This window comes from Pseudoduganella sp. OTU4001, from assembly GCF_038440195.1.
Classification (GTDB): domain Bacteria; phylum Pseudomonadota; class Gammaproteobacteria; order Burkholderiales; family Burkholderiaceae_D; genus Rugamonas.
Map to the genome: position 1 here is coordinate 19,137 of NZ_JASATG010000018.1, position 22,260 is coordinate 41,396.

Genomic DNA, 22,260 nt, shown 5'->3' on the forward strand with positions numbered 1-22,260 from the left:
AAGAAAGCGCAATTTTGATGACACTACAGAATCATTGTTTGGCTCAAAAACGACAGCTTCACAGACCGTAGCAAGTATTGATAAGATCAGCGCCCACGCAACTTGAAGGATAGTTATGAAACTGGCCACCTGGAATGTTAACTCATTGAATGTTCGCTTGCCGCACGTTACGAAATGGCTGGGCGAGAACCCGGTGGATGTACTCTGCATCCAGGAAACCAAGCTCACCGACGACAAGTTCCCGGTCAAGGAAATCGAGGAGATGGGCTACCAGGTTGCATACAGCGGTCAGAAGACTTACAACGGCGTCGCCATCCTGTCGCGCCATCCGATGGAAGACGTGGTCAAGAACAACCCGAAATATCCGGACGAACAGCAGCGCATCCTGGCCGCCACCATCAACGGCATCCGCGTGGTGAGCGCCTATGTGCCGAACGGCCAGGCGCTGGATTCGGATAAGTACACTTATAAACTGGGCTGGCTGGCGGCCTTCCGCGACTGGCTGGGCGAAGAGCTGGCACGCAACCCGCACCTGGCGGTGCTGGGCGACTACAACATCGTGCCCGACGTGCGCGACACCCACGACCCGGCCATGGAAGGCGATATCTTCTGCTCGGACAAAGAGCGGGCCGCCCTGCAGGCGGTACTGGACCTGGGCCTGCACGATTCCTTCCGCCTGTTCGAGCAGCCGGAAAAAACCTTCTCGTGGTGGGATTACCGCATGCTGGGCTTCCAGAAGAACAAAGGCCTGCGCATCGACCATGTGCTGCTGTCGGAGCCATTGAAGGCACGCTGCTTGTCCTGCGTAATCGACCGCGCGCCGCGCAAGTGGCAGCAGCCGTCCGACCACGCGCCGGTGATTGCGACGCTGGGTACTTAAGCCGCCCTGCGGTCCATCATGAGCTGGGCGCGCACGCCCAGCACCGGCTTGGAGAACAGGTAACCCTGGGCGTAGGTACAGCCTTGCTGGCGCAGCAGGGCAAACTGCCCTTCCGTCTCCACCCCTTCCGCCACCACCGATAGCTGCAGGCTGTCCGACAGCGCGATGATCGCGGCCACGATGGCGCGGTCTTCGGCACTCTCTTCCAGGTCCTTGATGAAGGCGCGGTCGATCTTGATCTTGCGCACCGGGAAACGCTTCAGGTAAGCCAGCGAGGAATAGCCGGTGCCGAAGTCGTCGATCGACAGGCGGATGCCCATCGCATTGATCTGCCCCAGGATATCCAGCGTCTGCTCGCCGTGCTGCATCAGCGCGGTTTCCGTGATTTCGAATTCGATCAGCGCCGGGTCGATGCCGGTTTCATCCAGCGTGCGGCGGATCGAGTCGACCAGGCCGCGGTGCATGAACTGGCGCGCCGACAGGTTGATCGCCATCGGCACCGGCGCCATGCCCTGGCGCTGCCATTCCACGCTTTGCTCGCAGGCGCGGCGCAGCACCCATTCGCCGATCGGCACGATCAGGCCATTCTCTTCGATCAGCGGGATGAACTGGTCCGGCATCACCAGCCCGCTCGACGGACGGCGCCAGCGCAGCAGCACTTCCAGCGTAGCCAGGCGGCGCGTGGCGATATCCATGATCGGCTGGTAGTGCAGCTCGAACTGGCCGAGCTGCAGCGCCGAGCGCAGGCTGCTCTCCATCTCGAAATGCAGGGCCGCCGCCGTGTTCATCTCTTCGTTGAAGTACTGGTAATTGTTACGGCCCGAGGCCTTGGCGTGGTACATCGCCGCGTCGGCATTGCGCATCAGGGTGGCGACGTCGTTGCCGTCGTCCGGATAGGTGCAGATGCCGATCGATGGCGTGATGTGCAGCAGGCGTCCTTCCAGCGGGATCGGCTCGGACAGCGTGTCGATGATCTTCTGCGCCACATGGCTCGATTCTTCGGTATTGCGGATGCCCGGCAGCAGCACCACGAATTCGTCGCCGCCCAGGCGCGCCACGGTGTCGCTGGCGCGCACCGCACCCACCAGGCGCCCCGCCACTTCCTTCAGCAGCGCGTCGCCGGTCATATGGCCTAGCGAGTCGTTGATGGTCTTGAAGCGATCCAGGTCGATGAACATCACCGCCAGGCGGCGCTCGGAACGCTGGGCGGCCAGCATGGCGCGGTCCAGGCGGTCTGCCAGCAGGGCGCGGTTCGGCAGGCCGGTCAGGCTGTCGTGGTAAGCCATGTGGTGCACGCGGGCCTCGGCCTGGCGGCGCTCCACGATCTCGGCCTGCAGCTGGGCATTGGCGCCCGCCAGTTCGGCGGTGCGTTCCAGCACGCGCACTTCCAGCTCGTCGCGCGCGCGACGCACCGCTTCGGCGGCTTCGCGGCGCGAGGTCACGTCGTCGATCAGCCATACCGAGCGGCCCTTCGGGTCGGCCATGTCGAACGGGCGGCCCGACAGGCGCGCCCAGAAACTGCTGCCGTCCTTGCGCACCAGCTGGTATTCGTAGGAGCTGGCGTGGCCGGCCAGGAATTCCTTCTCGGTCGCCTTGCGTGCGGCGTCCCAGGCGGCCAGGTCGGGGTAGAAAGTCTGCACGCTGACGCCGGCCATTTCGCCGGGGCCGTAGCCGAACAGCTCCTCCATCTTGGCGTTGCAGCGCAGGTTGCGGCCTTTTTCGCAGACGGAAATGCCCATCACGGCGCTATCCAGGATGGCCTGGTTTTCCAGCAGCGCGTTGCGCAGCGATTCCTCATCCTGCTTTTGCGCAGTGCGGTCTTCGATGATCCAGATCGTGCCCTGGGTCGGGTCGTCCGGGTTCACCACATAGCCGATCAGCTGCGCCCAGAAGTCGCTGCCGTCCTTGCGGCGCATCAGCGTCTCGCAGTGGAAGTGCTTGCCCTGGCTGAGCAGAGGCCCGGCCACGGCGCCGACCCGTGCATAGGTTTCATCATCCGGATAGATGGTGCGGCCCGGCATGCCCAGCACCTCGTCGCCCTGGTAGCCGAACATGTCGGCAAAGCCGCGGTTATAGCGCGTGATGATGCGGTTCTTGGTGAACAGGATGGAGATCGAGGCATTGGTCATGATCGCCTCGACTTCCAACTGGGTCTGGCGCGACAGGGTTACGTCTTCCAGGATCCAGATGGTGCCGCCCTGGTTATGCTCCTCGTCGACCGCCTTGGCGCGCACGCGGCACAGGATCTTGCTGCCGTCCTTGCGCATCAACTGGCACTCGTGCAGCTCGAACAATTCGCCAGCGCTCAGGAACGGGCCGGCCAGCAGGCCGAATTCCGCGTGCTGCTCCGGCGTTTCGAACAACGCCGACGCCTTCTTGCCGCGCAGCTCTTCCAGCGCATACCCGAACATCTCGGCCAGGCGCGGGTTGACGGTCAGGATCTCGGTATTCTTGGTGAACAGGATGCCGACCGAAGCATTGTCCAGGATCGCTTTCTGTTCCAGCAGCAGGCGCCCCATCGCATCGGTGGCCATGTGCTGCTCGTTGGTGTCTTCCAGGATGAAGACCACGCCCTCGCGCGGGTCGGTCGGATCCAGCGCGCGACCGTTGGTGCGGCACCAGAACAGCGTGCCGTCGCGGCGCCGCAATTGCAGTTCGACCGCGATCGACTTGCCCTGCTCCAGCAGCGGGAAATATTCGTCGCGGATGCGCTCCGCTTCTTCCAGCGTCGGATACAGCACGGCGCTGGGCGCGGTTTCCAGCTCATGCCGTGCATAACCAAACATTTCAGCAGCACGCATATTGCATTCGACGATCTGGCCGCCCTTGGCCAGGATGATGCCGACCGCCGCGTTTTCCAGGATGGCCTGCTGCTCCAGCATGGCCTTGCGCAGCGCGCGCTGGTCGCGCTGGGCGCTGCTGATGTCGTTGAAGATGATGGTGGCGCCGCCTTCCAGCCCGCCCGGCAGCGCCTTGACGGTCAGTTGCACGGCCACATAGTTGCCGCTGGCGTTGGTCAGCACACTGTCCCACTTGGGGGCGGTGCGCGGCGCCATATGCGGCAAGGCGGCGGAGTCGACCAGCGCCGCCTGCAGCTGGGCGCTGGCTTCGGCGCGCACGTGGCGCGCAAACACGTCGAGGATATTGCGGCCGCGCGGGTCCGACTGGAGCAAGGCCTCGAATTCTTCGTTGGAGGCGAATACCGTCCCGTCGGCATCGCACGCGCAAGCGGGCATCCCGATCAGTTGCAAAGCATTGGCAACCACTCCGACGTGACTCAAGACTTGATTCATGACCCCTGGGCTTTTCAGTATCCTGAAGATCTTAACTTACAACCCAGTCGGCGAAAAGAAAAGCCCGGCCAGGCCGGGCTTATATGCAACAAATTTAACTTTAGTTGCCTGGGATCCTTACCCAGCCTTCCATCAGCACCCTTGCGCTGCGGCTCATGATGGCTTTTTTCACCGTCCATTCACCGTTTTCCTGGGTCGCCTGGGCGCCCACGCGCAGCGTGCCGGATGGGTGGCCGAAGCGCACCGCTTCGCGCTCACCGCCGCCGGCCGCAATATTGACCAGCGTGCCAGGAACGGCGGCTGCCGTGCCGATGGCGACAGCGGCGGTGCCCATCATGGCGTGGTGCAGCTTGCCCATCGAGAGCGCGCGCACCAGCAGGTCGATATCGACAGCCTGCACCTGCTTGCCGCTGGAGGCGGCGTAGCTGGCAGGTGGTGCGACGAAGGCGACTTTCGGTGTGTGCTGGCGGGTGGCCGCTTCGCTCACGTCCTTGATCAGGCCCATACGCAGCGCGCCGTGGGCGCGGATAGTCTCGAACTTCGCCAGCGCGGCTGGGTCGCCGTTGATGGCTTCCTGCAGCTCGGTGCCGGTGTAGCCGATGGCGTCGGCGTTGACGAAGATGGTCGGGATGCCGGCGTTGATCATGGTGGCCTTCAGCGTGCCGACGCCAGGTACCTCCAGGTCGTCGACCAGGTTCCCGGTCGGGAACATCGAGCCGCCTGCGCCCTCTTCTTCCGCCGCCGGATCCATGAACTCCAGCTGCACTTCAGCGGCCGGGAAGGTCACGCCATCGAGCTCGAAGTCGCCGGTTTCCTGCACTTCGCCATTGGTCATCGGCACGTGGGCGATGATGGTCTTGCCGATATTGGCTTGCCAGATGCGCACCACGGCCATGCCGTCGCGCGGCACGCGGGCCGGGGCCACCAGGCCGCCGCTGATGGCGAAGGCGCCCACCGCAGCGGACAGGTTGCCGCAGTTGCCGCTCCAGTCGACGAAGGCCTTGTCGATGCTGACCTGGCCGAACAGGTAATCGACGTCGTGGTCGGCGCGGTTGGAGGCGGACAGGATCACCGTCTTGCTGGTGCTCGAGGTCGCACCGCCCATGCCGTCGATCTGCTTACCGTACGGGTCAGGGCTGCCGATCACGCGCAGCAGCACATCATCGCGCGCCTTGCCCGGCACCTGGGCGGCCTCCGGCAAGTCTTGCAGCCGGAAGAACACGCCCTTGCTGGTGCCGCCACGCATATAGGTGGCGGGGATCTTGATTTGCGGTTTGTGTGCCATTTATGCCGCCGCCTTTGCCGATTCCAGGAAGTCCTGGGCGAAGCGCTGCAGCACACCGCCGGCCTCGTAGATCGATACGTCTTCCGACGAGTCGAGGCGGCAGGTGACCGGCACTTCGACGCGTTCGCCGTTTTTGCGGTGGATCACCAGGGTCAGCGTGGCGCGCGGCGCGCGCTGGCCAATCACGTCGTAGGTCTCGGTGCCGTCCAGGCCCAGCGTCAGGCGGTTCACGCCGGGCTTGAACTCCAGCGGCAACACGCCCATGCCCACCAGGTTGGTGCGGTGGATACGCTCGAAGCCTTCAGCCACGATCGCTTCCACGCCAGCCAGGCGCACACCCTTGGCGGCCCAGTCGCGCGAGGAACCCTGGCCGTAGTCGGCGCCGGCGATCACGATCAGCGGCTGCTTGCGGTCCATATAGGTTTCGATGGCTTCCCACATGCGGGTCACTTTGCCATCCGGCTCAACGCGCGCCAGCGAACCGGCCTTGATGCTGCCGTCGGCATTGCGCACCATCTCGTTCTTCAGGGTCGGGTTGGCGAAGGTCGCGCGCTGCGCGGTCAGGTGGTCGCCGCGGTGGGTGGCGTAGGAGTTGAAGTCCTCTTCCGGCAGGCCCATCTTGTGCAGGTATTCGCCAGCAGCGGAGTCCATCATGATCGCGTTCGACGGCGACAGGTGGTCGGTGGTGATGTTATCGCCCAGCAGCGCCAGCGGACGCATGCCCTTCAGCGTGCGCTCGCCTGCCAGCGCGCCTTCCCAGTACGGTGGACGGCGGATGTAGGTCGATTGCGGACGCCAGTCGTACAGCGGCTCGGCGCGCTCGCCCGCGTCGGCGCTGCGCGCAAACATCGGGATGTAGACCTTGCGGAAGTGGTCCGGCTTGACGGAGGAAGCGACGATGGCGTCGATTTCCTCGTCGCTCGGCCACAAGTCCTTCAGGGTAATCGGCTTGCCGGCGGCATCGTGGCCCAGCACATCCTTCTCGATATCGAAGCGGATGGTGCCGGCGATGGCGTAGGCCACCACCAGCGGCGGCGAGGCCAGGAAGGCTTGCTTGGCATACGGGTGGATACGGCCGTCGAAGTTGCGGTTGCCCGACAGGACGGCGGTGGCGTACAGGTCGCGCTCCACCACTTCCTTCTGGATCACCGGGTCCAGCGCGCCGGACATGCCGTTGCAGGAGGTGCAGGCGTAAGCCACGACGCCGAAGCCCAGCTTTTCCAGCTCAGGCATCAGGCCGGCTTCCTCCAGGTACAGGGTCACGGCCTTGGAGCCGGGCGCCAACGAGGACTTGACCCACGGCTTGCGCAGCAGCCCGTGCTTGTTCGCATTGCGTGCCAGCAGGCCGGCGGCGATCATATTGCGCGGGTTATTGGTGTTGGTGCAGCTGGTGATGGCGGCAATGATCACGGCGCCGTCAGGCATCTTGCCCGGCTCGTTCTCCACCACGCCCGAGATGCCGCGCGCGGCCAGCTCACTGGTCGGCACGCGCTTGTGCGGGTTGGATGGGCCGGCGATGTTACGCACCACGCTCGACAGGTCGAACTTCAGTACGCGCTCATACTCCACCTTCGCCAGGTCGTCCGACCACAGGCCGGTGTGCTTGGCGTAGGTTTCCACCAGCGCCACCAGCTCGTCGTCGCGGCCGGTCAGCTTCAGGTACTTGATGGTTTGCGCGTCGATGGAGAACATCGCAGCGGTGGCGCCGAATTCCGGCGCCATGTTCGAGATGGTGGCGCGGTCGCCCAGGGTCAGCGCGGTGGAACCTTCGCCGTAGAACTCCAGGTAGGCCGACACCACTTTTTCCTTGCGCAGGAACTCGGTCAGCGCCAGCACGATGTCGGTCGCGGTGATGCCTGGCTGCGGCTTGCCGGTCAGCTCAACGCCGATAATGTCCGGCAGGCGCATCCAGGATGCGCGGCCCAGCATCACGGTTTCCGCTTCCAGGCCGCCCACGCCGATAGCGATCACGCCCAGCGCATCCACCATCGGGGTGTGGGAGTCGGTGCCGACCAGGGTGTCCGGGTAGGCCACGCCGTCGGTTACCTGGATCACCGGCGACATGCGCTCGAGGTTGATCTGGTGCAGGATGCCGTTACCCGGCGGGATCACGTCGACGTTCTGGAACGCCTTCTTGGTCCAGTTGATGAAGTCGAAGCGGTCTTCGTTACGGCGGTCTTCAATGGCGCGGTTCTTATTGAACGCGTCCGGATCGAAACCGCCGCATTCCACGGCCAGCGAGTGGTCGACCACCAGCTGGGTCGGCACCACCGGGTTGACCAGGGCTGGATCGCCGCCCTGCTCCGCGATCGCGTCGCGCAGGCCGGCCAGGTCCACCAGGGCGGTCTGGCCCAGGATGTCGTGGCACACCACGCGCGCCGGGAACCATGGGAAGTCCAGGTCGCGCTTGCGCTCGATCAGCTGTTCCAGCGACGCCTTCAGCGTAGCCGGGTCGCAGCGGCGCACCAGGTTTTCGGCCAGCACGCGCGAGGTGTACGGCAGCGTGGCATAGGCGCCTGGCTTGATCGCGTCGACGGCTTCACGCGCGTCGAAGTAATCGAGCTTGGTGCCTGGCAGTTGTTTGCGGTATTGGCTGTTCATGATTACTTGCGGTCCTTGATCGGTACGAAGGCCAGGTCTTCAGGGCCAACGTAGTTGGCGCTAGGACGGATGATCTTGTTGTCGATACGCTGCTCGATAATGTGCGCGGACCAGCCCGAGGTACGGGAGATCACGAACAGTGGGGTGAACATGGCGGTCGGCACGCCCATCATGTGGTAGGACACGGCGGAGAACCAGTCCAGGTTCGGGAACATCTTCTTCACTTCCCACATCACGGATTCCAGGCGCTCGGCGATGTCGAACATCTTGGTCGAACCGGCTTCCTGCGACAGCTTGCGCGCCACTTCCTTGATCACCACGTTACGAGGGTCGGAAACGGTGTACACAGGGTGGCCGAAGCCGATCACAACTTCCTTGTTGGCCACGCGGTTGCGGATGTCGGCTTCTGCCTCGTCCGGGTTCTCGTAGCGCTGCTGGATGTCCAGCGCGACTTCGTTGGCGCCGCCGTGCTTGGGGCCGCGCAACGCGCCGATCGCGCCGGTGATGGCGGAGTGGATGTCGGAACCGGTGCCGGCGATCACGCGGCTGGTGAAGGTCGAAGCATTGAACTCGTGCTCCGCGTACAGGATCAGGGAGGTGTGCATTGCACGTACCCAGCTGTCGCATGGCTTCTCGCCGTGCAGCAGGTGCAGGAAGTGGCCGCCGATCGAGTCGTCGTCGGTTTCCACGTCGATGCGCTTGCCGTTGTGGCTGAAGTGGTACCAGTACAGCAGCATGGAGCCGAACGATGCCATCAGGCGGTCGGCGATATCGCGCGCGCCGGCGATGTTGTGGTCGTCCTTCTCCGGCAGGCAGCAGCCCAGTACGGACACGCCGGTGCGCATCACGTCCATCGGGTGGGCGGAAGCCGGCAGGGCTTCCAGCGCGGACTTCACGGCTTGCGGCAGGCCGCGCAGGGCCTTCAGCTTGGACTTGTAGCCTTTCAGTTCGGCCGTGGTTGGCAGCTTGCCGTGCACCAGCAGGTAGGCGATTTCTTCGAATTCGCAGGTGGTGGCGACGTCCAGGATATCGTAGCCGCGATAGTGCAGGTCATTGCCGGTCTTGCCGACGGAGCACAGGGCGGTATTGCCGGCGGCAACACCGGACAGGGCGACGGATTTTTTAGGCTTGAAAGCTGGGGCTTGTTCGGTCATTTGGGAATCTCCTCGGATCGTATGATTATTTTTTAGCGGCTGCGAACAGTGCATCCAGCTTCTGTTCGAAATCGTGGTAGTTGATGCGCTCGTACAGTTCGGCGCGGGTCTGCATGGTGTCGACCACGTTCTGCTGGGTGCCGTCGCGGCGGATTGCGGTGTACACGTTTTCGGCAGCCTTGTTCATGGCGCGGAAAGCGGACAGCGGGTACAGCACCAGGCCCACGTCGGCGGACTTCAGTTCTTCCACGGTGAACAGCGGGGTCGAGCCGAATTCGGTGATATTGGCCAGGATTGGCACTTTCACGGCAGCGGCGAACTGCTTGTACATGTCCAGCGAGATCATCGCTTCAGGGAAGATCATGTCGGCGCCGGCTTCCACGCAGGCCACCGCGCGGTCGATAGCGGCATCCAGGCCTTCCACTGCCAGCGCGTCGGTGCGGGCCATGATCACGAAGTTTTCGTCGGTACGCGCATCGACGGCGGCCTTGATACGGTCCACCATCTCGCCCTTGGAGACGATTTCCTTGCCCGGACGGTGGCCGCAACGCTTGGCGCCCACCTGGTCTTCGATATGCATCGCAGCGGCGCCGAACTTGATCATCGACTTCACGGTGCGCGCCACGTTGAAGGCGGAGGCGCCGAAGCCGGTATCCACGTCGACCAGCAGCGGCAGGTCGCACACGTCGGTGATGCGGCGCACGTCGGTCAGCACGTCGTCCAGGCTGGAGATGCCCAGGTCAGGCAGGCCCAGGGAGCCGGCTGCAACGCCGCCGCCCGACAGGTAGATCGCCTTGAAACCGGCGCGCTTGGCCAGCAGGGCGTGGTTGGCGTTGATGGCGCCCACCACCTGCAGTGGGGATTCTTCTTGCACGGCCTTGCGGAAGGCGGCGCCGGCGGAGTATTGGCTCATTGAAGTCCTTTCAGAAACGGATTGTTTGCCGTCCATACTGCAAGCTGCGTGCCAGCTGGGCCAAGCCAGCAAAATCAAGCACTTGCAACGCGGGCGCCGTAGTATAATGTTTCACATTGAAACATGAAACGCTTCAGGCGAAACATGAGACATTCCACGCCCCTGCCCTTCGATCCCGCCGACAAACCGGTCATCTGGACCGTTTCCGTCTCGCGCCTGTCCGAGCTGTTCCGCGACATCACACTGGAATACGACGCGCTGGCAGACATCGAGCCGATCAACCTTGGCTTCGACGAAGCGGCGCGCCACATCCGCGAGCGGCTGGCGACGGAGCGCTGCGATGCCGTGATCGCCGCCGGCTCCAACGCGGCCTACCTGAAAGGCCGCCTTTCCGTGCCGGTGGTCATCGCCAAGGCCAGCGGCTTCGATTTCATGCAGGCGCTGGCGCGTGCCCGCCGCATCTCGGACCGCATCGGCGTGATCACCTATCAGGAAGATATGCCGGCGCTGGCGGAATTCGCCACCACCTTCGGCGTCCCGATCGCGCAGCGTACCTATGCCACCGAGGAGGATGCGCGCGCCCAGATCAACGACCTGAAAGCGGCGGGCATCAAGGCGATTGTCGGTGCCGGCCTGATCACCGACCTGGCCGAGGAAGCCGGCCTGACGGGCGTCTTCGTCTACTCCGCCGCCTCGATCCGCCAGGCCTTTGACGATGCGCTGGAACTGGCGCGCCTGGCGCAACTGGAAACTGGCCGCAGCCGCCGGCCGGCCGTCGCCGACACGCTGCGCGCCAAACATGGCCTGGCCGACCTGCGCGGCGAGTCGGACGCCATGGAGCGCGTGCGCCAGGCGGTGGTGCTGTATGCGAAGTCGCCCGCCACGGTGCTGATCCAGGGCGAGACCGGCTGCGGCAAGGAGCTGGTGGCGCAGGCCATCCACCGCGAATCACCGCGCATGCTGGGCGGCGCCAATCGGCCTTTCGTGGCGGTCAATTGCGGCGCCATTGCGGAATCGCTGCTGGAATCGGAACTGTTCGGGCATGAGGAAGGCGCCTTTACCGGCGCCCGGCGCGGCGGCCATGCGGGGCTGTTCGAAGCGGCCAACCGGGGCACGCTGTTCCTGGACGAGATTGGCGAAATGCCGCTCACTTTGCAAACGCGCCTGCTGCGCGTGCTCGAAGAGCGCGAGGTAGTGCGGGTCGGCGGCACGCGGCCGATCCCGGTCAGCGTGCGCATTATAAGCGCCACCCACTGCGACCTGGAGGCGCGCGTGCGCGAGGGCCGCTTCCGCGCGGACCTGTTCTACCGCCTGGCCGTGCTGCGGCTGTCGCTGCCGCCGTTGCGCGAGCGGCCGAACGATATCCTGCCCCTGGCGGAATGGTCGCTGCGCACAGCGCTCGCCAGCCTCGGCGCGCGCGCCCACCCCAACCTGGCGGCCGAACTGGCGGCCTGCGGGCCTCTGCTGCTGCGCTACGGCTGGCCGGGCAATGTGCGCGAACTGCGCAACCTCACCGAGCGTATCGCCCTGTTCCTCGCCGCCGAGCCGCTGCAGGCGCTGACCCCAAGCTTTGTCGCCGGCGTCGCACCAGAACTCGCCGCCGGCGCCAGTGCCTGGCCTGCCGCGGCTACGCTGGCTGCCCCGGCGCCTGCAGCCCTTCTGCCTGCAGCGCGGCGCCAAGGCGCGCAAGGGCTGCGCGAGACCGCCACTGAGGTGCTGGCACGCTTCGGCGGCCGCCGCGATGCCGCCGCCGAATACCTCGGCATCAGCCGCACCACCCTGTGGCGGCGCCTGCGCGAAGAATCGGGCGATACCAGCAGCTCATCCCCATAATTCAACCGTCTATCACGCCAGGCGAGCCGCCGGCGCCAGGATCGGCTAAGCTCTCCCCCCATGACACGTCAACACTATTTCTGGCTACTGCAGCTACTGGGGTGGATCAGCGTCGCCCTGTTTGTCGCCTTCGCTAACCGCCTTGGTGCGCAGTACTTCGCTATTTCCGCCTGGTCCGGCATCAGCGGCCTCCTGCTGACTACCCTATGGCACGCGCTGTACAAGCCCCGCCTGCAGCGCAGCAAGCATATGCCCTTGCGGGTTGCCCTGGGCGCAGCATTAGTACTCGGCATCGTGCAATCCGCGAGCAATTTCTTGATGGACATGCCGTTATCCGGTGCCAGCTGGCGCATGCCAAGCCCGGTCTGGTTCCTGATGTTGAATTCCTTCTGGATCGGCATCATGCTGGCCTGGAACGTCTGCTATATGGCTGCCCTCTCGCTGCGCCGCAACGAGCGCCTGGAAGCGGAAACCCTGCTGCTGGAAGCCGAAACCCTGCGCCTTGAGGTACAAGCCAAAGATGCCGAACTGCGCGCCCTCCAGGCGCAGGTGAATCCGCACTTCTTCTTCAACAGCCTGGCCAGCGTACGGGTCCTCGTGTATCAGGACCATGATGCGGCAGCCCGCATGATCGACCAGCTGGCAACCCTGATGCGCTACACCCTGCTCACCAGCTATAGTGGCTGCGTGCCGCTGTCCGAGGAATTGTCTGCCGTGCGCGCCTACCTGGCCATCGAGAAGATCCGCTTTGAGGACAGGCTGCAGTTCGCCATTGAGATCGAGCCAGGCATGGAACACGTAACCGTCCCGCCAATGGCGCTTCAGACCCTGGTGGAAAATGCCGTGAAGTACGGCGTCGAGCACTCCAGTGCAGGCAGTACGATCACTATCCGCGCCCTGAACGTGGACGGCAACGCCGTCATTGAAGTCGCCAACCGGGGCGCCATCCAGGCCTCGGGCCGCTCGACCGGCGTCGGCCTGCAGAACGCGCGCAAGCGGCTGGTCTTGTCCAAGGGAGAGCAAGCTTCCCTGGACTTCGGTGAGCACGACGGCTGGGTACGCGCAACCTTGCGCTTCCCATTCCCGCAGCCAGCTACACTGGGATATGGACGAGCATGCGCATAGTGAACCCGAATCGCTGAAAGAACAGATAGGACGCATCATCGAAGAAGCGCGCATGATGCTGCCTGGTATCCAGGCCCTGTTTGGCTTCCAGACCATTGCCGTCTTCAGCGACCGCTTCGAAAGGCTGCCAGTGTACGCACAGGACTGCCACGCCGCTGCGCTGGCCCTGGTCGTGGTGGCGATCGCGCTGGTCATGCTGCCTGCGGCCTACCACCGCCTGGCCGAACCTAGCATCGTATCGCGCCGCGCCATCAAGGTCAGTTCGCGCGCCATCTGCTACGCCCTCGCTCCGCTCGCCGCGGCCTTGGCGCTTGATGTTGCTGTAGTTTTATACATGGTGACCGAGAGCAGCATGGCCAGCGCCGGCGGCGGTCTGTGCGCCTTCGTGTTGCTGATTGGACTCTGGTTCGCCTACCCCCTGCGCCAGCGCCGCAAATCATTGCATTAATATCAATCCTGTAGTATCGTCCTTGCGAATCCAAAAAGGTCGACGATGGACTATCGCAGGGAAATTGACGGGCTGCGCGCGGTTGCCGTCTTGCCAGTAATTCTGTTTCACGCCGGCTTCCAGTTCTTTGGCGGTGGCTTCGTCGGCGTCGACATTTTCTTCGTCATCAGCGGCTACCTGATCACGACCATTCTGATCAACGAACTGGCTGCCGGCCAGTTCTCCATCATCAATTTCTACGAAAGACGGGCACGCCGTATCCTGCCCGCACTCTTCGTGCTGTTGCTTGCCTGCCTGCCATTCGCCTGGTTCTGGCTGGTGCCTGAGGACTTGAAAGGCTTCGCCCAAAGCCTGTTGGCCGTTACGCTATTCGCATCCAACATCGTGTTCTGGCAGCAAAGCGATTACTTCGATGCCGCCGCAGAATTCAAACCGCTGCTGCATACCTGGAGCCTTGCGGTCGAAGAACAGTTTTACCTGCTGTTCCCGCTGTTCCTGATGCTCTTCTGGCGCCGCAGCCAACGTCTGCTGCTAGCCGTTCTGGTCGGCGCCGCAGTGCTCAGCCTGGGCGCCGCCCAATGGGGTGTCGCACGCGATCCGACCGCGACCTTCTTCCTGTTACCCACACGCAGCTGGGAACTGGCGATTGGCGCCTTGTGCGCCTTTTATATGAAGCGCCCCGCTGCGAAGCAGCCAACAAGGCGCACACACGAGCTGGCCAGCCTGGCGGGCCTGTCCATGATCGGGGTCAGCATCGTTGCCTTCAATAAATATACGCCATTCCCCAGTATCTACGCCTTGCTGCCAACCATCGGTGCCGCACTGGTGATCCTGTTTGCCGCGCCAGCGACCACGGTGGGCAAAGTCCTCGGCAGCCGGATAGCGGTCGGCGTTGGGTTGATCAGCTACAGCGCCTATCTGTGGCACCAGCCTATCCTTGCTTTTGCCCGCCATCGCACCTTGGAAGGTCCGACACCGCAATGGATGGCGGCGCTGGTCGTATTGACCTTGGTACTGGCCTACCTGAGCTGGCAATACGTCGAGAAGCCATTCCGTAACCGCAGCCGGTTTAACCGTTCGCAGGTCTTCGCATTCACGATTGCAGGCTCGCTACTGTTCTTCGGCATCGGCATGGCAGGTCACAAAACCGATGGCATGAAAGCCGCGAAAACCACGCCGCAGCAGCAAGAAGTCCTACAGACCGTCACCTCCAGCCCCAAGCGCTCAGGCTGCCATACCAAGGGGCTCGACTATCGCAAGCCGCAGGATGCATGTGCCTTCAATGTGCCCAACGGCGCATGGGCCGTGTTTGGCGACAGCCATGCCATTGAACTGGCGTTTGCGCTCGCCAATGAACTGAAAGAGCAAGGGCAAGGCGTGCGTCAGTTCAGCTTTAGTGGCTGCTCCCCTTCTTACCAGCGTGAGGATAGCAATCCCGGGTGCAGCGAATGGACCCGGGAGACGGTCGAGTTCATCGCGCACGAGCCGCATATCAAGGAAGTCGTGGTCAGCTACCGCCTCCACAGCGCGCTGTTCGGCGACCATGAAAGCAGCTATCCGCACCTGCCGCACGAGTACAGCGATGCCCAGCGCGAAGCCATCTGGGCTTCCTACAAGACGATCCTGCAGCGCTTTGTCGACGCGGGCAAGCATGTCACAGTCGTGCTGCAAGCACCGGAGCTGCCGCGCCAGGTCGACAAGCTGATACGCCTGGCTGATGATCCTCGCAACGTGACCGGCGTTACAACCGACTGGTGGCACCGGCGCAGTGCGTATGTTGAGCGGCGGCTGGGCGAACTGCCCTCCGCTGTGCGCGTCTTGCGACCGGAATCACTGCTATGCGACGCGCAACGCTGCTATGCGGTGAAAGGATCGAAGGCCCTGTACTTCGACGATGACCATATGTCACCACATGCCGCCGGCATGGTCTCGCGCGAAATCCTCGCCTCCACTCATCACGGCATTTGACCGTTCATCACGTTTTCAATTTGGCCGCGCCGCAGCAGCCGATAAGCTGTGTTTCATTCACAAGGAGGAAACACCCAATGAAAACCCAACTCGTCAAAATCGCCGCGACCTTGCTGCTGGCTGCAGCCGCTGTTCCCGCCGTCGCCGCAACAGCTTTCAAAGCGGAAGTTAAAGGCAAGGGAGAACCGGTCATCCTGATCCCAGGCCTGGCCTCTTCCGGCGAAGTGTGGCAGGACACCGCCGCCCGCATCTGCGCCAGCCGTCAATGCCATATCCTGACCCTGGCAGGATTCGCCGGCGTACCGGCCCTCAAAGGCGAACGCCTGCTGCCAGCCGCCGAGCAGCAACTGGCCGACTACATCACCGCCAACAAGCTGGCCAAGCCGACCGTCATCGGCCATAGCCTGGGCGGCTTCCTCGGCATGAAGCTGGCGAGCGACCACCCGGAAAAGGTCGGCCGCCTGATCATCATCGATTCGTTCCCGGCCTTGGGCGCCACCCGCAATCCCGCCGTCACCAAAGAGCAATTGCTGGCCGGCGCAGCCCAGATGCGCGACGCCATGAGCGGCCAGGACGACGCCACCTTCAGCGCCATGCAACAGCGCAGCGTCTCCACCATGGTGACCGCGCCCGAGCACGCGCAGCGCATTGCCGGCTGGGGCAAGCAGTCCGACCGCGCCACCGTCACTGAAGCAATGCACGACATCATGGCCACCGACCTGCGCGAAGACATCGCACGCATCAAGGCCCCTACCCTGGTGCTGGCCGCCTGGGGCCCAGCCATGGCTGCCTTCGCGCCAAAAGAAGCGGTTGAAGGCCTGTTCAAGTCCCAATATGCAAAGCTGCCTGGCGTGAAAGTGGAACTGGCCAATAACGCGCGCCACTTCATCATGTACGACGAGCCGGAATGGATGTATGCTCGCATCGACCAATTCATCCAATAATCTGCTCACCATGGAACACACGACGCGTCCGCTGCTGGCAAGGCTCAACTGGTACTGGATCATGCAGGGCCTCGGCTGGACGATGGTGTTCCTGATGGTGGTGGCGGTGTACGCCCGCTTCCTCGACAAGCCGGGTGTATTCCTCACCTGCGTTTGGACTGGCGCCAGCGGCCTGCTGCTGTCGGACCTGTGGCACCGCGTCATCAAGGCTCGCCGCTGGAATGAAGGCTCCATTAAATTGCGCATGTTCGCCGGCCCGCTGCTGCTGCTCGGCCCCCTGCAGGGCATCAGCGTCATGTCGGCGATCTGGCTCCTGCAGGGCAAGTTCGACATCAACCCTGCAGCGCTGCCAATGATCATGATTCCGTGGAGCGGCGTGTTCGTGGGCTGGCAGATCGCTTACATGGCAGCCCTGGCGCTGCGCCGCGCCAACCAGTTCGAAGCCACCGCCCTGCGCATGGAAGTGCAGGCCAAGGACTCCGAACTGCGCGCACTGCAAGCCCAGGTCAACCCGCACTTCTTCTTCAATAGCCTGAACAGCATCCGCGCCCTGGTCTACGAAGAACCCGATTCGGCGGCGCAGATGATCGACCAGCTGGCCAGCCTGATGCGCTACGCCCTGCAATCCGGCATGCAGCAGAAGGTGCCGCTGCATAAGGAACTGGAAGCCGTGGAAGCCTACCTGGCCATCGAGAAAATCCGCTTTGAAGAGCGCCTGCGCGTCCGCATCGAAGTCGAACCGGGACTGGAGCAGGTCATGATCCCGCCGATGTCATTGCAAACCCTGGTGGAGAACGCCGTCAAATACGGCGTGGAGATGAGCACCACCGGCAGCGATATCGTGATAACGGCGCGCCGCAACGGCCCCAACGCCACCATCGAAATCGCCAATGCAGGCGCCATCCGCGCCTTCGGCAACTCGACCAAGGTCGGCCTGACCAATACCCGCAAGCGCCTGGCGCTGTCGATGGGCGAAGACGCCAGCCTGCAATTGAGCGAAAACAGCGGCTGGGTGCGCGCAACCTTGCAATTCCCGGTGGCCGCATGATCCGCGCGCTGATCGTCGACGACGAACGCCTGGCACGCGCGGAGTTGCGCCGCCTGCTGGCCGCCCATCCGGGCGTGGAAATAGTCGGGGAAGCCGCCAACGCGGCGGAGGCGGCGCAGCAGGTTGCGGCCCTGCAGCCAGACTTGCTTCTGCTGGACGTTCAAATGCCGGGCGGCAGCGGCTTTGACCTGCTGGATGCGCTGGACGACGCGCCGGAAGTGATCTTCACCACCGCCTTCGACCAATACACCCTGCAAGCGTTCGAAGCCAGCGCGCTGGATTACCTGATGAAGCCCATCGCTCCGCCGCGCCTGGCGGCCGCGCTGGAACGGGCGGCGGCAAGGCTGGGCATGGCGCCCACGCCGGCCAGCACGCCGCGTAAACTATTCATCCGCGACGGTGAACGCTGCTGGTTCGTCAAGCTGGAAGATATCCGCCTGTTCGAGTCGGAAGGCAATTACACCCGCCTGTATTTCGACGGCGCCAAACCGCTGCTGGCCCGCTCGCTGCTCGCCCTGGAGCAGCGCCTGGACCCACAACAGTTCTTCCGCGCCAGCCGCCGCCACATTGTCAACCTGGCCGCCGTGCGCAGCATCGACAGCGACGACGGCGGCGGCCTGACCTTGCGGCTGGACGATATGGAAGTGGAAGTATCGCGCCGCCGGGCGGCGGCGCTCAAGCAGCTGCAGGAGTTCTGAAGCTTACTTCAATGCCGGAATGGCCTGCGGCTGCAGCGGCTTGACCGGCTGCTCCTTCAGCTTCTTCTGCAGCATTTCAATCGCCACTTCCAGCTGGCGGTCGCGGCCCGTGTAGGCGGCGTGCGGCAGATTGTCCACCTCCACGTCGGGCGCCACACCCACACCTTCGATCAGCCACTGGCCATCGGCCTCGCTGAACTGGCCGTTCTCCGCCACACGCACCATACCGTTGTCGCTCAGGCGATTGCGGTCGCTGAGCCAAACGCCGGCGCCGGCGGTGCGCTTGCCAACAAGCGGCGCCAGGCCCAGCGACTTGATGCCCGCCGCGAAGGTTTCGCCATCCGAATAAGTCAGCTCATCGACCAGCACCACCAGGTGGCCGCGGAAGGTGTTCTGCATGTTCGGATACACGCGGCCCGATGGCGGCGCCCAGTAAGCCCAAGCCTTGCGCAGCAGCTTCTCGATGATCCAGCTGTCGATATTGCCGCCCTGGTTGCGGCGCACGTCGATGATCAGGCCATCGCGGTTGATGTTGGCGTAGAACTCACGGGCGAAGGTGGCGATATCGTTCGGCCCCATCGCACGCAGGTGCAGGTAGCCGATACGGCCCTTGGAGGCTTCGTCCACCTTGCGCGCCAGGCCCTGCTCCCAGTCGCCGTAGCGCAGCAACGCATGGCGTGCCTGCGTCACCGGCGTGACGATGACGGATCGCTGCGTACCCTTGGCAGTGGCCACGTTCAGCAGTACCTGCTTGTCGGCCTGGTTCAACAGCAGGTCGGAGATATCGCGTGCTTCCAGCACCGGCTTGCCATTGATGGCAGTAATGGTATCGCCTGCGCGCACGTCGACGTCCGGCTGCGCCAGCGGTGCGCGGGCATTCGGCTGCTCAGGCTCGGTGCTGTAGATGTGCTCCACGCGGTAGCCCTTGGCGGTACGCTCCAGCACAGCACCCAGACTGGCTGGCGCGCCCTCCGGCGTTGGCCGGCGGATATCGCCCGGCTGTACCTGTGAATGCAAGGCGCCCACTTCGGCCACCATCATGCCGAGGATGTCGTTCAGCTCCGCGCGCTCGGTCACGCGTTCGACCAGCGGCGTGTACTTCGAGCGCACGATGTTCCAGTCCACGCCGCGCATCTTGGCGTCGTACAGGAAGTCGCGGTGCATGCGCCAGGCGTCGTTGAACATCTGCTTCCATTCCAGGCGCGGGCTGGAGACGAAAGTCCAGTCGTCCACGCGCACCTTGGCCTTGCTGGTGTCGGATGGCAGCTTGGCGCCCGCGTCAACGATCATCATGTCGCCCGGGCCGGAGGCCGAGAAGGTGCGGTAGTAGATGCGCTTGCGGTCGCCAGACAGCTCGAAGTTGCGGATGCCGGCCACGAAGGTCTCCGGCTGCGGGCTGGTACGGGCGATGGCCAGCGTCTTCAGCGTGCTGCGGCCGTCGTTGCCTTCGCGCTCCAGGAAATACAGGCGCTTGTCGTCCACCGCCAGGTCGCGATAGTTTCCTGCCGCCAGAGGCACCTCATAAATGCGCTCCGCCAAGCCAGCGAAGTCGATGGCCGGCAGCGAAGGCTTGGCCGGTGCGGCCGGCTTGGCGCCGCCTGCTGCCTTGTCGGCCTTGGCATCCGCCGCCTTCTCGGCAGCCTTCTCGACTGCCTTCTCCGCCGCCTTGTCTTCCGGCGTCTCGGCCGGCTTGGCGCCAGCCTTACTCAACTCATCGTCCGGCTTGAACGGGAAGCGGTTGCCCGGCTGCAGCGCCAGCGCATAGACGCCAACGCGCTTGTCGAACACCGGTCCCATATTGCGGTCGCCCCATGGCGAACCGTTAGCCAGCGCGAAATTGCGCGCCGACAGGAAATACAGCCAGCGGCCATCCGGCGAGAACACCGGCGACTCGGACGGATAGCGGTCGCCGGTCACAAAGGCCAACTGCTTGCCTTCCACTGCATACAGCGCGATCTGGTCGCGCTGCGCATCGCTGTCGGAGCGCACGAAGGCCAGGTAGCGGCTGTCGGGCGACCACACGGCCGGGTCGTGCTGGTCGATGCCGACCGCCTTGCCCGCGTCATCCACCAGCGTGTTGACGCGCGTGGCCAGGTCCATCAGCCACATGCGGCCCTTCTTGTCGCTGTGGGCCAGCCATTTGCCGTCCGGCGAAGGGTAGATCGCCCAGCGATGGTTGTTGCCGTCGGTGGTCAGGCGCTCGCCTTTACCGGAACCGTCGGCAGCGAACTTCCAGATCTCGTTCTCGCCGGTGGTGTCGACAATCGCGTACACCCACTTCTCGTCATGGCTGAATACCGCATCGCGTGCGCGCGCGCCTTCCGGAATCGCGATCTCCACGCGGCGCAGGCTGCCGGTGCCGGCAATGCTCACGCGGCCGCGCGCGGTCAGCACCACCCGCTCTTCGCGCGCCGACAAGGCGGTGTTGGTCAGCGCCTCCAGCGGCGAGCGGATCTGGCGCGTACGCTGCTGGTCGAAGTCCGACAGCAGCGACATCTTCAGCGGACGCGAAGCACCGCTTGTCAGGTCCAGCACCTGCGCATCGGCGCCCAGCTGGTAGACGATGCGGCCATCGCCCAGCGTGGCATTGCGTACGTCCCAGTCCTTGTGCTGGGTATGCGCGCGCAGGTCGCCGCCGTCCGCGTTCGAGGACCAGATATTGTCGGCGCCATCTCGGTCGCTGATGAAGTACAGGCGGCCCTTCCACCACATAGGCCGCTTGAAGTTGCCCGCTTCGCCCTTGAACACCAGGCGCGCTTCGCCGCCGCCATCGATATCGTAGCGCCACAGCTGCGCCGCCGCGCCGCCACGGTAACGTCGCACGTTATCGCCGGTCATGAGCAAGCCAAGGCGCGTGAAGTACAGCGTCTTGCCGGCATCGTCCAGCACCGCGTCATTGGCGTCGGCGACCGGGAAGGCGCGCCGCGCCAGCGTGTCAGGCTTCAGCGCCGACACTTCCCAGCGGTTGCGCGGACCGGTCTGGGTCGGCAGCGCGACCAGCACTTCGCCTTTCGCTGTCCAGCCCAGCACGCGCGCATTCTCGTTGGCGAAAGTCAGGCGCTTTGGCAGGCCGCCCGCCAGCGGCATGACGTAGGCCTCCGGCGTCCCCTCGTAGCTGGCGACGAAGGCCAGCCACTGGCCGTCGGGCGAGATGGCGGCCTGGGTTTCGGAACCGGCGTGCGTGGTCAGGCGCTGTGCGGCGCCGCCGGCGATGCCGGCTTTCCACAAGTCGCCTTCGGCGGTGAAGACCACCGTGTCGCCGCGCACGGCGGGGAAGCGGATATAAGGATCAGCCGCGTTGGCGGCGCTGGCCACGGTAGCGGCGCAAAGGCCAAGTGAAAGCAGCAGGGATTTATTCATTGCGTTTGTTAAATTGATGATTAAACCGCCCGAGATTGTGCAATAAAAAACCCGCTCTGTAAGCGGGTTTCGATGGTGCAGCGCAGCGGCGGTAGTCAGGCTTTGCGGCGGCGGGTGAAGCCCAGCGCCAGCGCTCCGATGCCAAGCAGGCCGACAGTGCCTGGCAGCGGCACTTGCGACGCCGGCACCGGCGCCTCGATGCCTTGGGTGATCGCGGCACCGCGTACCGTGAAGCCATAGCGTCCATTGACGCCAACGTTACTGCCCTTGATCAGCGCGTTGGCGCCGGAGTCCAGCATCGAGCCCGCAACACCCGAGCCAGCGAATTCGAAATCGGCCGCCGCCCCAGCAATGTTGTAGCCGGCGCGCGCGTTACCGTACTGGGTGTGATCCCACAGCAGCGAACCATAGTTGTAGTAAAAGTCGAAGTTGCCCGTGCCCGTCTCGGAACGGTCCACCAGCAGCAGCTGGAAAGTATTTGCGTTGGTGGTGTCGACGTCGCCAAAATACGGCGCGAGGAAAGTGAGGGAATCAAAGCTGAAGGTATTCGGGCTGAACGCCCCTGGTGCGAACATGCTCATACCTGAGCCGAACGAGACATTGCCGTTATTGTTCACGAACAGGGAGCTGTACAGCGAGCCATTCAAAATTAGCTGACAGTATATCAATAAATTGCATTTATATTAATATTGACCAATAAAAAAACCCGC

Annotated in this window: 15 protein-coding genes; 8 read left to right on the top strand and 7 right to left on the bottom strand. The window is 63.9% G+C overall.

The window, feature by feature from the left end; translation table 11 throughout:
• The first annotated feature begins 115 nt into the window (after nucleotides 1-115).
• Nucleotides 116-880 (top strand): exodeoxyribonuclease III, encoded by a 765-nt coding sequence (gene xth, locus AAHE99_RS16790; RefSeq protein WP_342118502.1) that lies wholly within the window; start codon nucleotides 116-118, stop codon nucleotides 878-880.
• On the opposite strand, the gene AAHE99_RS16795 is transcribed toward xth, so the two are convergent.
• From AAHE99_RS16795 to prpB, 5 genes are all read right to left on the bottom strand, one after another.
• Nucleotides 877-4,161, bottom strand: coding sequence for a bifunctional diguanylate cyclase/phosphodiesterase (locus tag AAHE99_RS16795; RefSeq protein WP_342118503.1), 3,285 nt, complete (start codon nucleotides 4,159-4,161; stop codon nucleotides 877-879). The genes xth and AAHE99_RS16795 overlap by 4 nt on opposite strands.
• Nucleotides 4,162-4,273: 112 nt before the next feature.
• Nucleotides 4,274-5,458 (bottom strand): 2-methylaconitate cis-trans isomerase PrpF, encoded by a 1,185-nt coding sequence (gene prpF, locus AAHE99_RS16800; protein ID WP_342118504.1) that lies wholly within the window; start codon nucleotides 5,456-5,458, stop codon nucleotides 4,274-4,276.
• A complete protein-coding gene (gene acnD / locus AAHE99_RS16805) occupies nucleotides 5,459-8,059 on the bottom strand; it encodes a Fe/S-dependent 2-methylisocitrate dehydratase AcnD (RefSeq protein WP_342118505.1) in 2,601 nt (866 codons plus the stop codon).
• 2 nt (nucleotides 8,060-8,061) lie between these two features.
• Nucleotides 8,062-9,213 (bottom strand): bifunctional 2-methylcitrate synthase/citrate synthase, encoded by a 1,152-nt coding sequence (prpC, locus tag AAHE99_RS16810; RefSeq protein WP_342118506.1) that lies wholly within the window; start codon nucleotides 9,211-9,213, stop codon nucleotides 8,062-8,064.
• Between the two features lie 25 nt (nucleotides 9,214-9,238).
• The gene (gene prpB / locus AAHE99_RS16815) at nucleotides 9,239-10,126 is read right to left on the bottom strand and encodes a methylisocitrate lyase (protein WP_342118507.1); all 888 of its coding nucleotides are present in this window, start codon (nucleotides 10,124-10,126) and stop codon (nucleotides 9,239-9,241) included.
• Nucleotides 10,127-10,270: 144 nt separating this feature from the next.
• Here prpB and prpR point away from each other — a divergent pair, with 144 nt between their 5' ends.
• From prpR to AAHE99_RS16850, 7 genes are all read left to right on the top strand, one after another.
• On the top strand, nucleotides 10,271-11,959 hold the full coding sequence (gene prpR, locus AAHE99_RS16820; RefSeq protein ID WP_342118508.1) for a propionate catabolism operon regulatory protein PrpR: 1,689 nt from the start codon (nucleotides 10,271-10,273) through the stop codon (nucleotides 11,957-11,959).
• A gap of 60 nt (nucleotides 11,960-12,019) precedes the next feature.
• Nucleotides 12,020-13,084 carry a sensor histidine kinase gene (locus AAHE99_RS16825; RefSeq protein ID WP_342118509.1) on the top strand — a complete coding sequence of 355 codons (1,065 nt, stop codon included), beginning with the start codon at nucleotides 12,020-12,022 and terminating at the stop codon, nucleotides 13,082-13,084.
• Nucleotides 13,065-13,532, top strand: a complete 468-nt coding sequence (locus tag AAHE99_RS16830; protein ID WP_342118510.1) for a DUF6328 family protein — start codon at nucleotides 13,065-13,067, stop codon at nucleotides 13,530-13,532. Before AAHE99_RS16825 ends, AAHE99_RS16830 begins: the two co-directional genes overlap by 20 nt.
• Before the next feature lie 45 nt (nucleotides 13,533-13,577).
• Nucleotides 13,578-15,500 carry an acyltransferase family protein gene (locus tag AAHE99_RS16835; RefSeq protein WP_342118511.1) on the top strand — a complete coding sequence of 641 codons (1,923 nt, stop codon included), beginning with the start codon at nucleotides 13,578-13,580 and terminating at the stop codon, nucleotides 15,498-15,500.
• A gap of 77 nt (nucleotides 15,501-15,577) precedes the next feature.
• The gene (locus AAHE99_RS16840; RefSeq protein WP_342118512.1) at nucleotides 15,578-16,444 is read left to right on the top strand and encodes an alpha/beta fold hydrolase; all 867 of its coding nucleotides are present in this window, start codon (nucleotides 15,578-15,580) and stop codon (nucleotides 16,442-16,444) included.
• Nucleotides 16,416-17,492, top strand: coding sequence for a sensor histidine kinase (locus AAHE99_RS16845; RefSeq protein ID WP_342118513.1), 1,077 nt, complete (start codon nucleotides 16,416-16,418; stop codon nucleotides 17,490-17,492). Before AAHE99_RS16840 ends, AAHE99_RS16845 begins: the two co-directional genes overlap by 29 nt.
• Complete coding sequence (locus tag AAHE99_RS16850) at nucleotides 17,489-18,190, top strand: LytR/AlgR family response regulator transcription factor (RefSeq protein ID WP_342118514.1); 702 nt, start codon at nucleotides 17,489-17,491, stop codon at nucleotides 18,188-18,190. Before AAHE99_RS16845 ends, AAHE99_RS16850 begins: the two co-directional genes overlap by 4 nt.
• A gap of 3 nt (nucleotides 18,191-18,193) precedes the next feature.
• Here AAHE99_RS16850 and AAHE99_RS16855 read toward each other — a convergent pair whose 3' ends face one another.
• Nucleotides 18,194-21,550 (bottom strand): S41 family peptidase, encoded by a 3,357-nt coding sequence (locus AAHE99_RS16855; protein WP_342118515.1) that lies wholly within the window; start codon nucleotides 21,548-21,550, stop codon nucleotides 18,194-18,196.
• Between the two features lie 95 nt (nucleotides 21,551-21,645).
• A complete protein-coding gene (locus tag AAHE99_RS16860; RefSeq protein ID WP_342118516.1) occupies nucleotides 21,646-22,197 on the bottom strand; it encodes a PEP-CTERM sorting domain-containing protein in 552 nt (183 codons plus the stop codon).
• Nucleotides 22,198-22,260: the final 63 nt, after the last annotated feature.

Coding starts and splice junctions, on each gene's coding strand:
- prpR (WP_342118508.1), top strand. CDS start 10,271: ATGAGACATTCCACGCCCCTGCCCTTCGATCCCGCCGACAAACCGGTC.
- prpB (WP_342118507.1), bottom strand. CDS start 10,126: ATGAGCCAATACTCCGCCGGCGCCGCCTTCCGCAAGGCCGTGCAAGAA.
- AAHE99_RS16830 (WP_342118510.1), top strand. CDS start 13,065: ATGGACGAGCATGCGCATAGTGAACCCGAATCGCTGAAAGAACAGATA.
- AAHE99_RS16845 (WP_342118513.1), top strand. CDS start 16,416: ATGCTCGCATCGACCAATTCATCCAATAATCTGCTCACCATGGAACAC.
- AAHE99_RS16855 (WP_342118515.1), bottom strand. CDS start 21,550: ATGAATAAATCCCTGCTGCTTTCACTTGGCCTTTGCGCCGCTACCGTG.
- prpC (WP_342118506.1), bottom strand. CDS start 9,213: ATGACCGAACAAGCCCCAGCTTTCAAGCCTAAAAAATCCGTCGCCCTG.
- AAHE99_RS16850 (WP_342118514.1), top strand. CDS start 17,489: ATGATCCGCGCGCTGATCGTCGACGACGAACGCCTGGCACGCGCGGAG.
- xth (WP_342118502.1), top strand. CDS start 116: ATGAAACTGGCCACCTGGAATGTTAACTCATTGAATGTTCGCTTGCCG.
- AAHE99_RS16840 (WP_342118512.1), top strand. CDS start 15,578: ATGAAAACCCAACTCGTCAAAATCGCCGCGACCTTGCTGCTGGCTGCA.
- prpF (WP_342118504.1), bottom strand. CDS start 5,458: ATGGCACACAAACCGCAAATCAAGATCCCCGCCACCTATATGCGTGGC.
- AAHE99_RS16835 (WP_342118511.1), top strand. CDS start 13,578: ATGGACTATCGCAGGGAAATTGACGGGCTGCGCGCGGTTGCCGTCTTG.
- acnD (WP_342118505.1), bottom strand. CDS start 8,059: ATGAACAGCCAATACCGCAAACAACTGCCAGGCACCAAGCTCGATTAC.
- AAHE99_RS16825 (WP_342118509.1), top strand. CDS start 12,020: ATGACACGTCAACACTATTTCTGGCTACTGCAGCTACTGGGGTGGATC.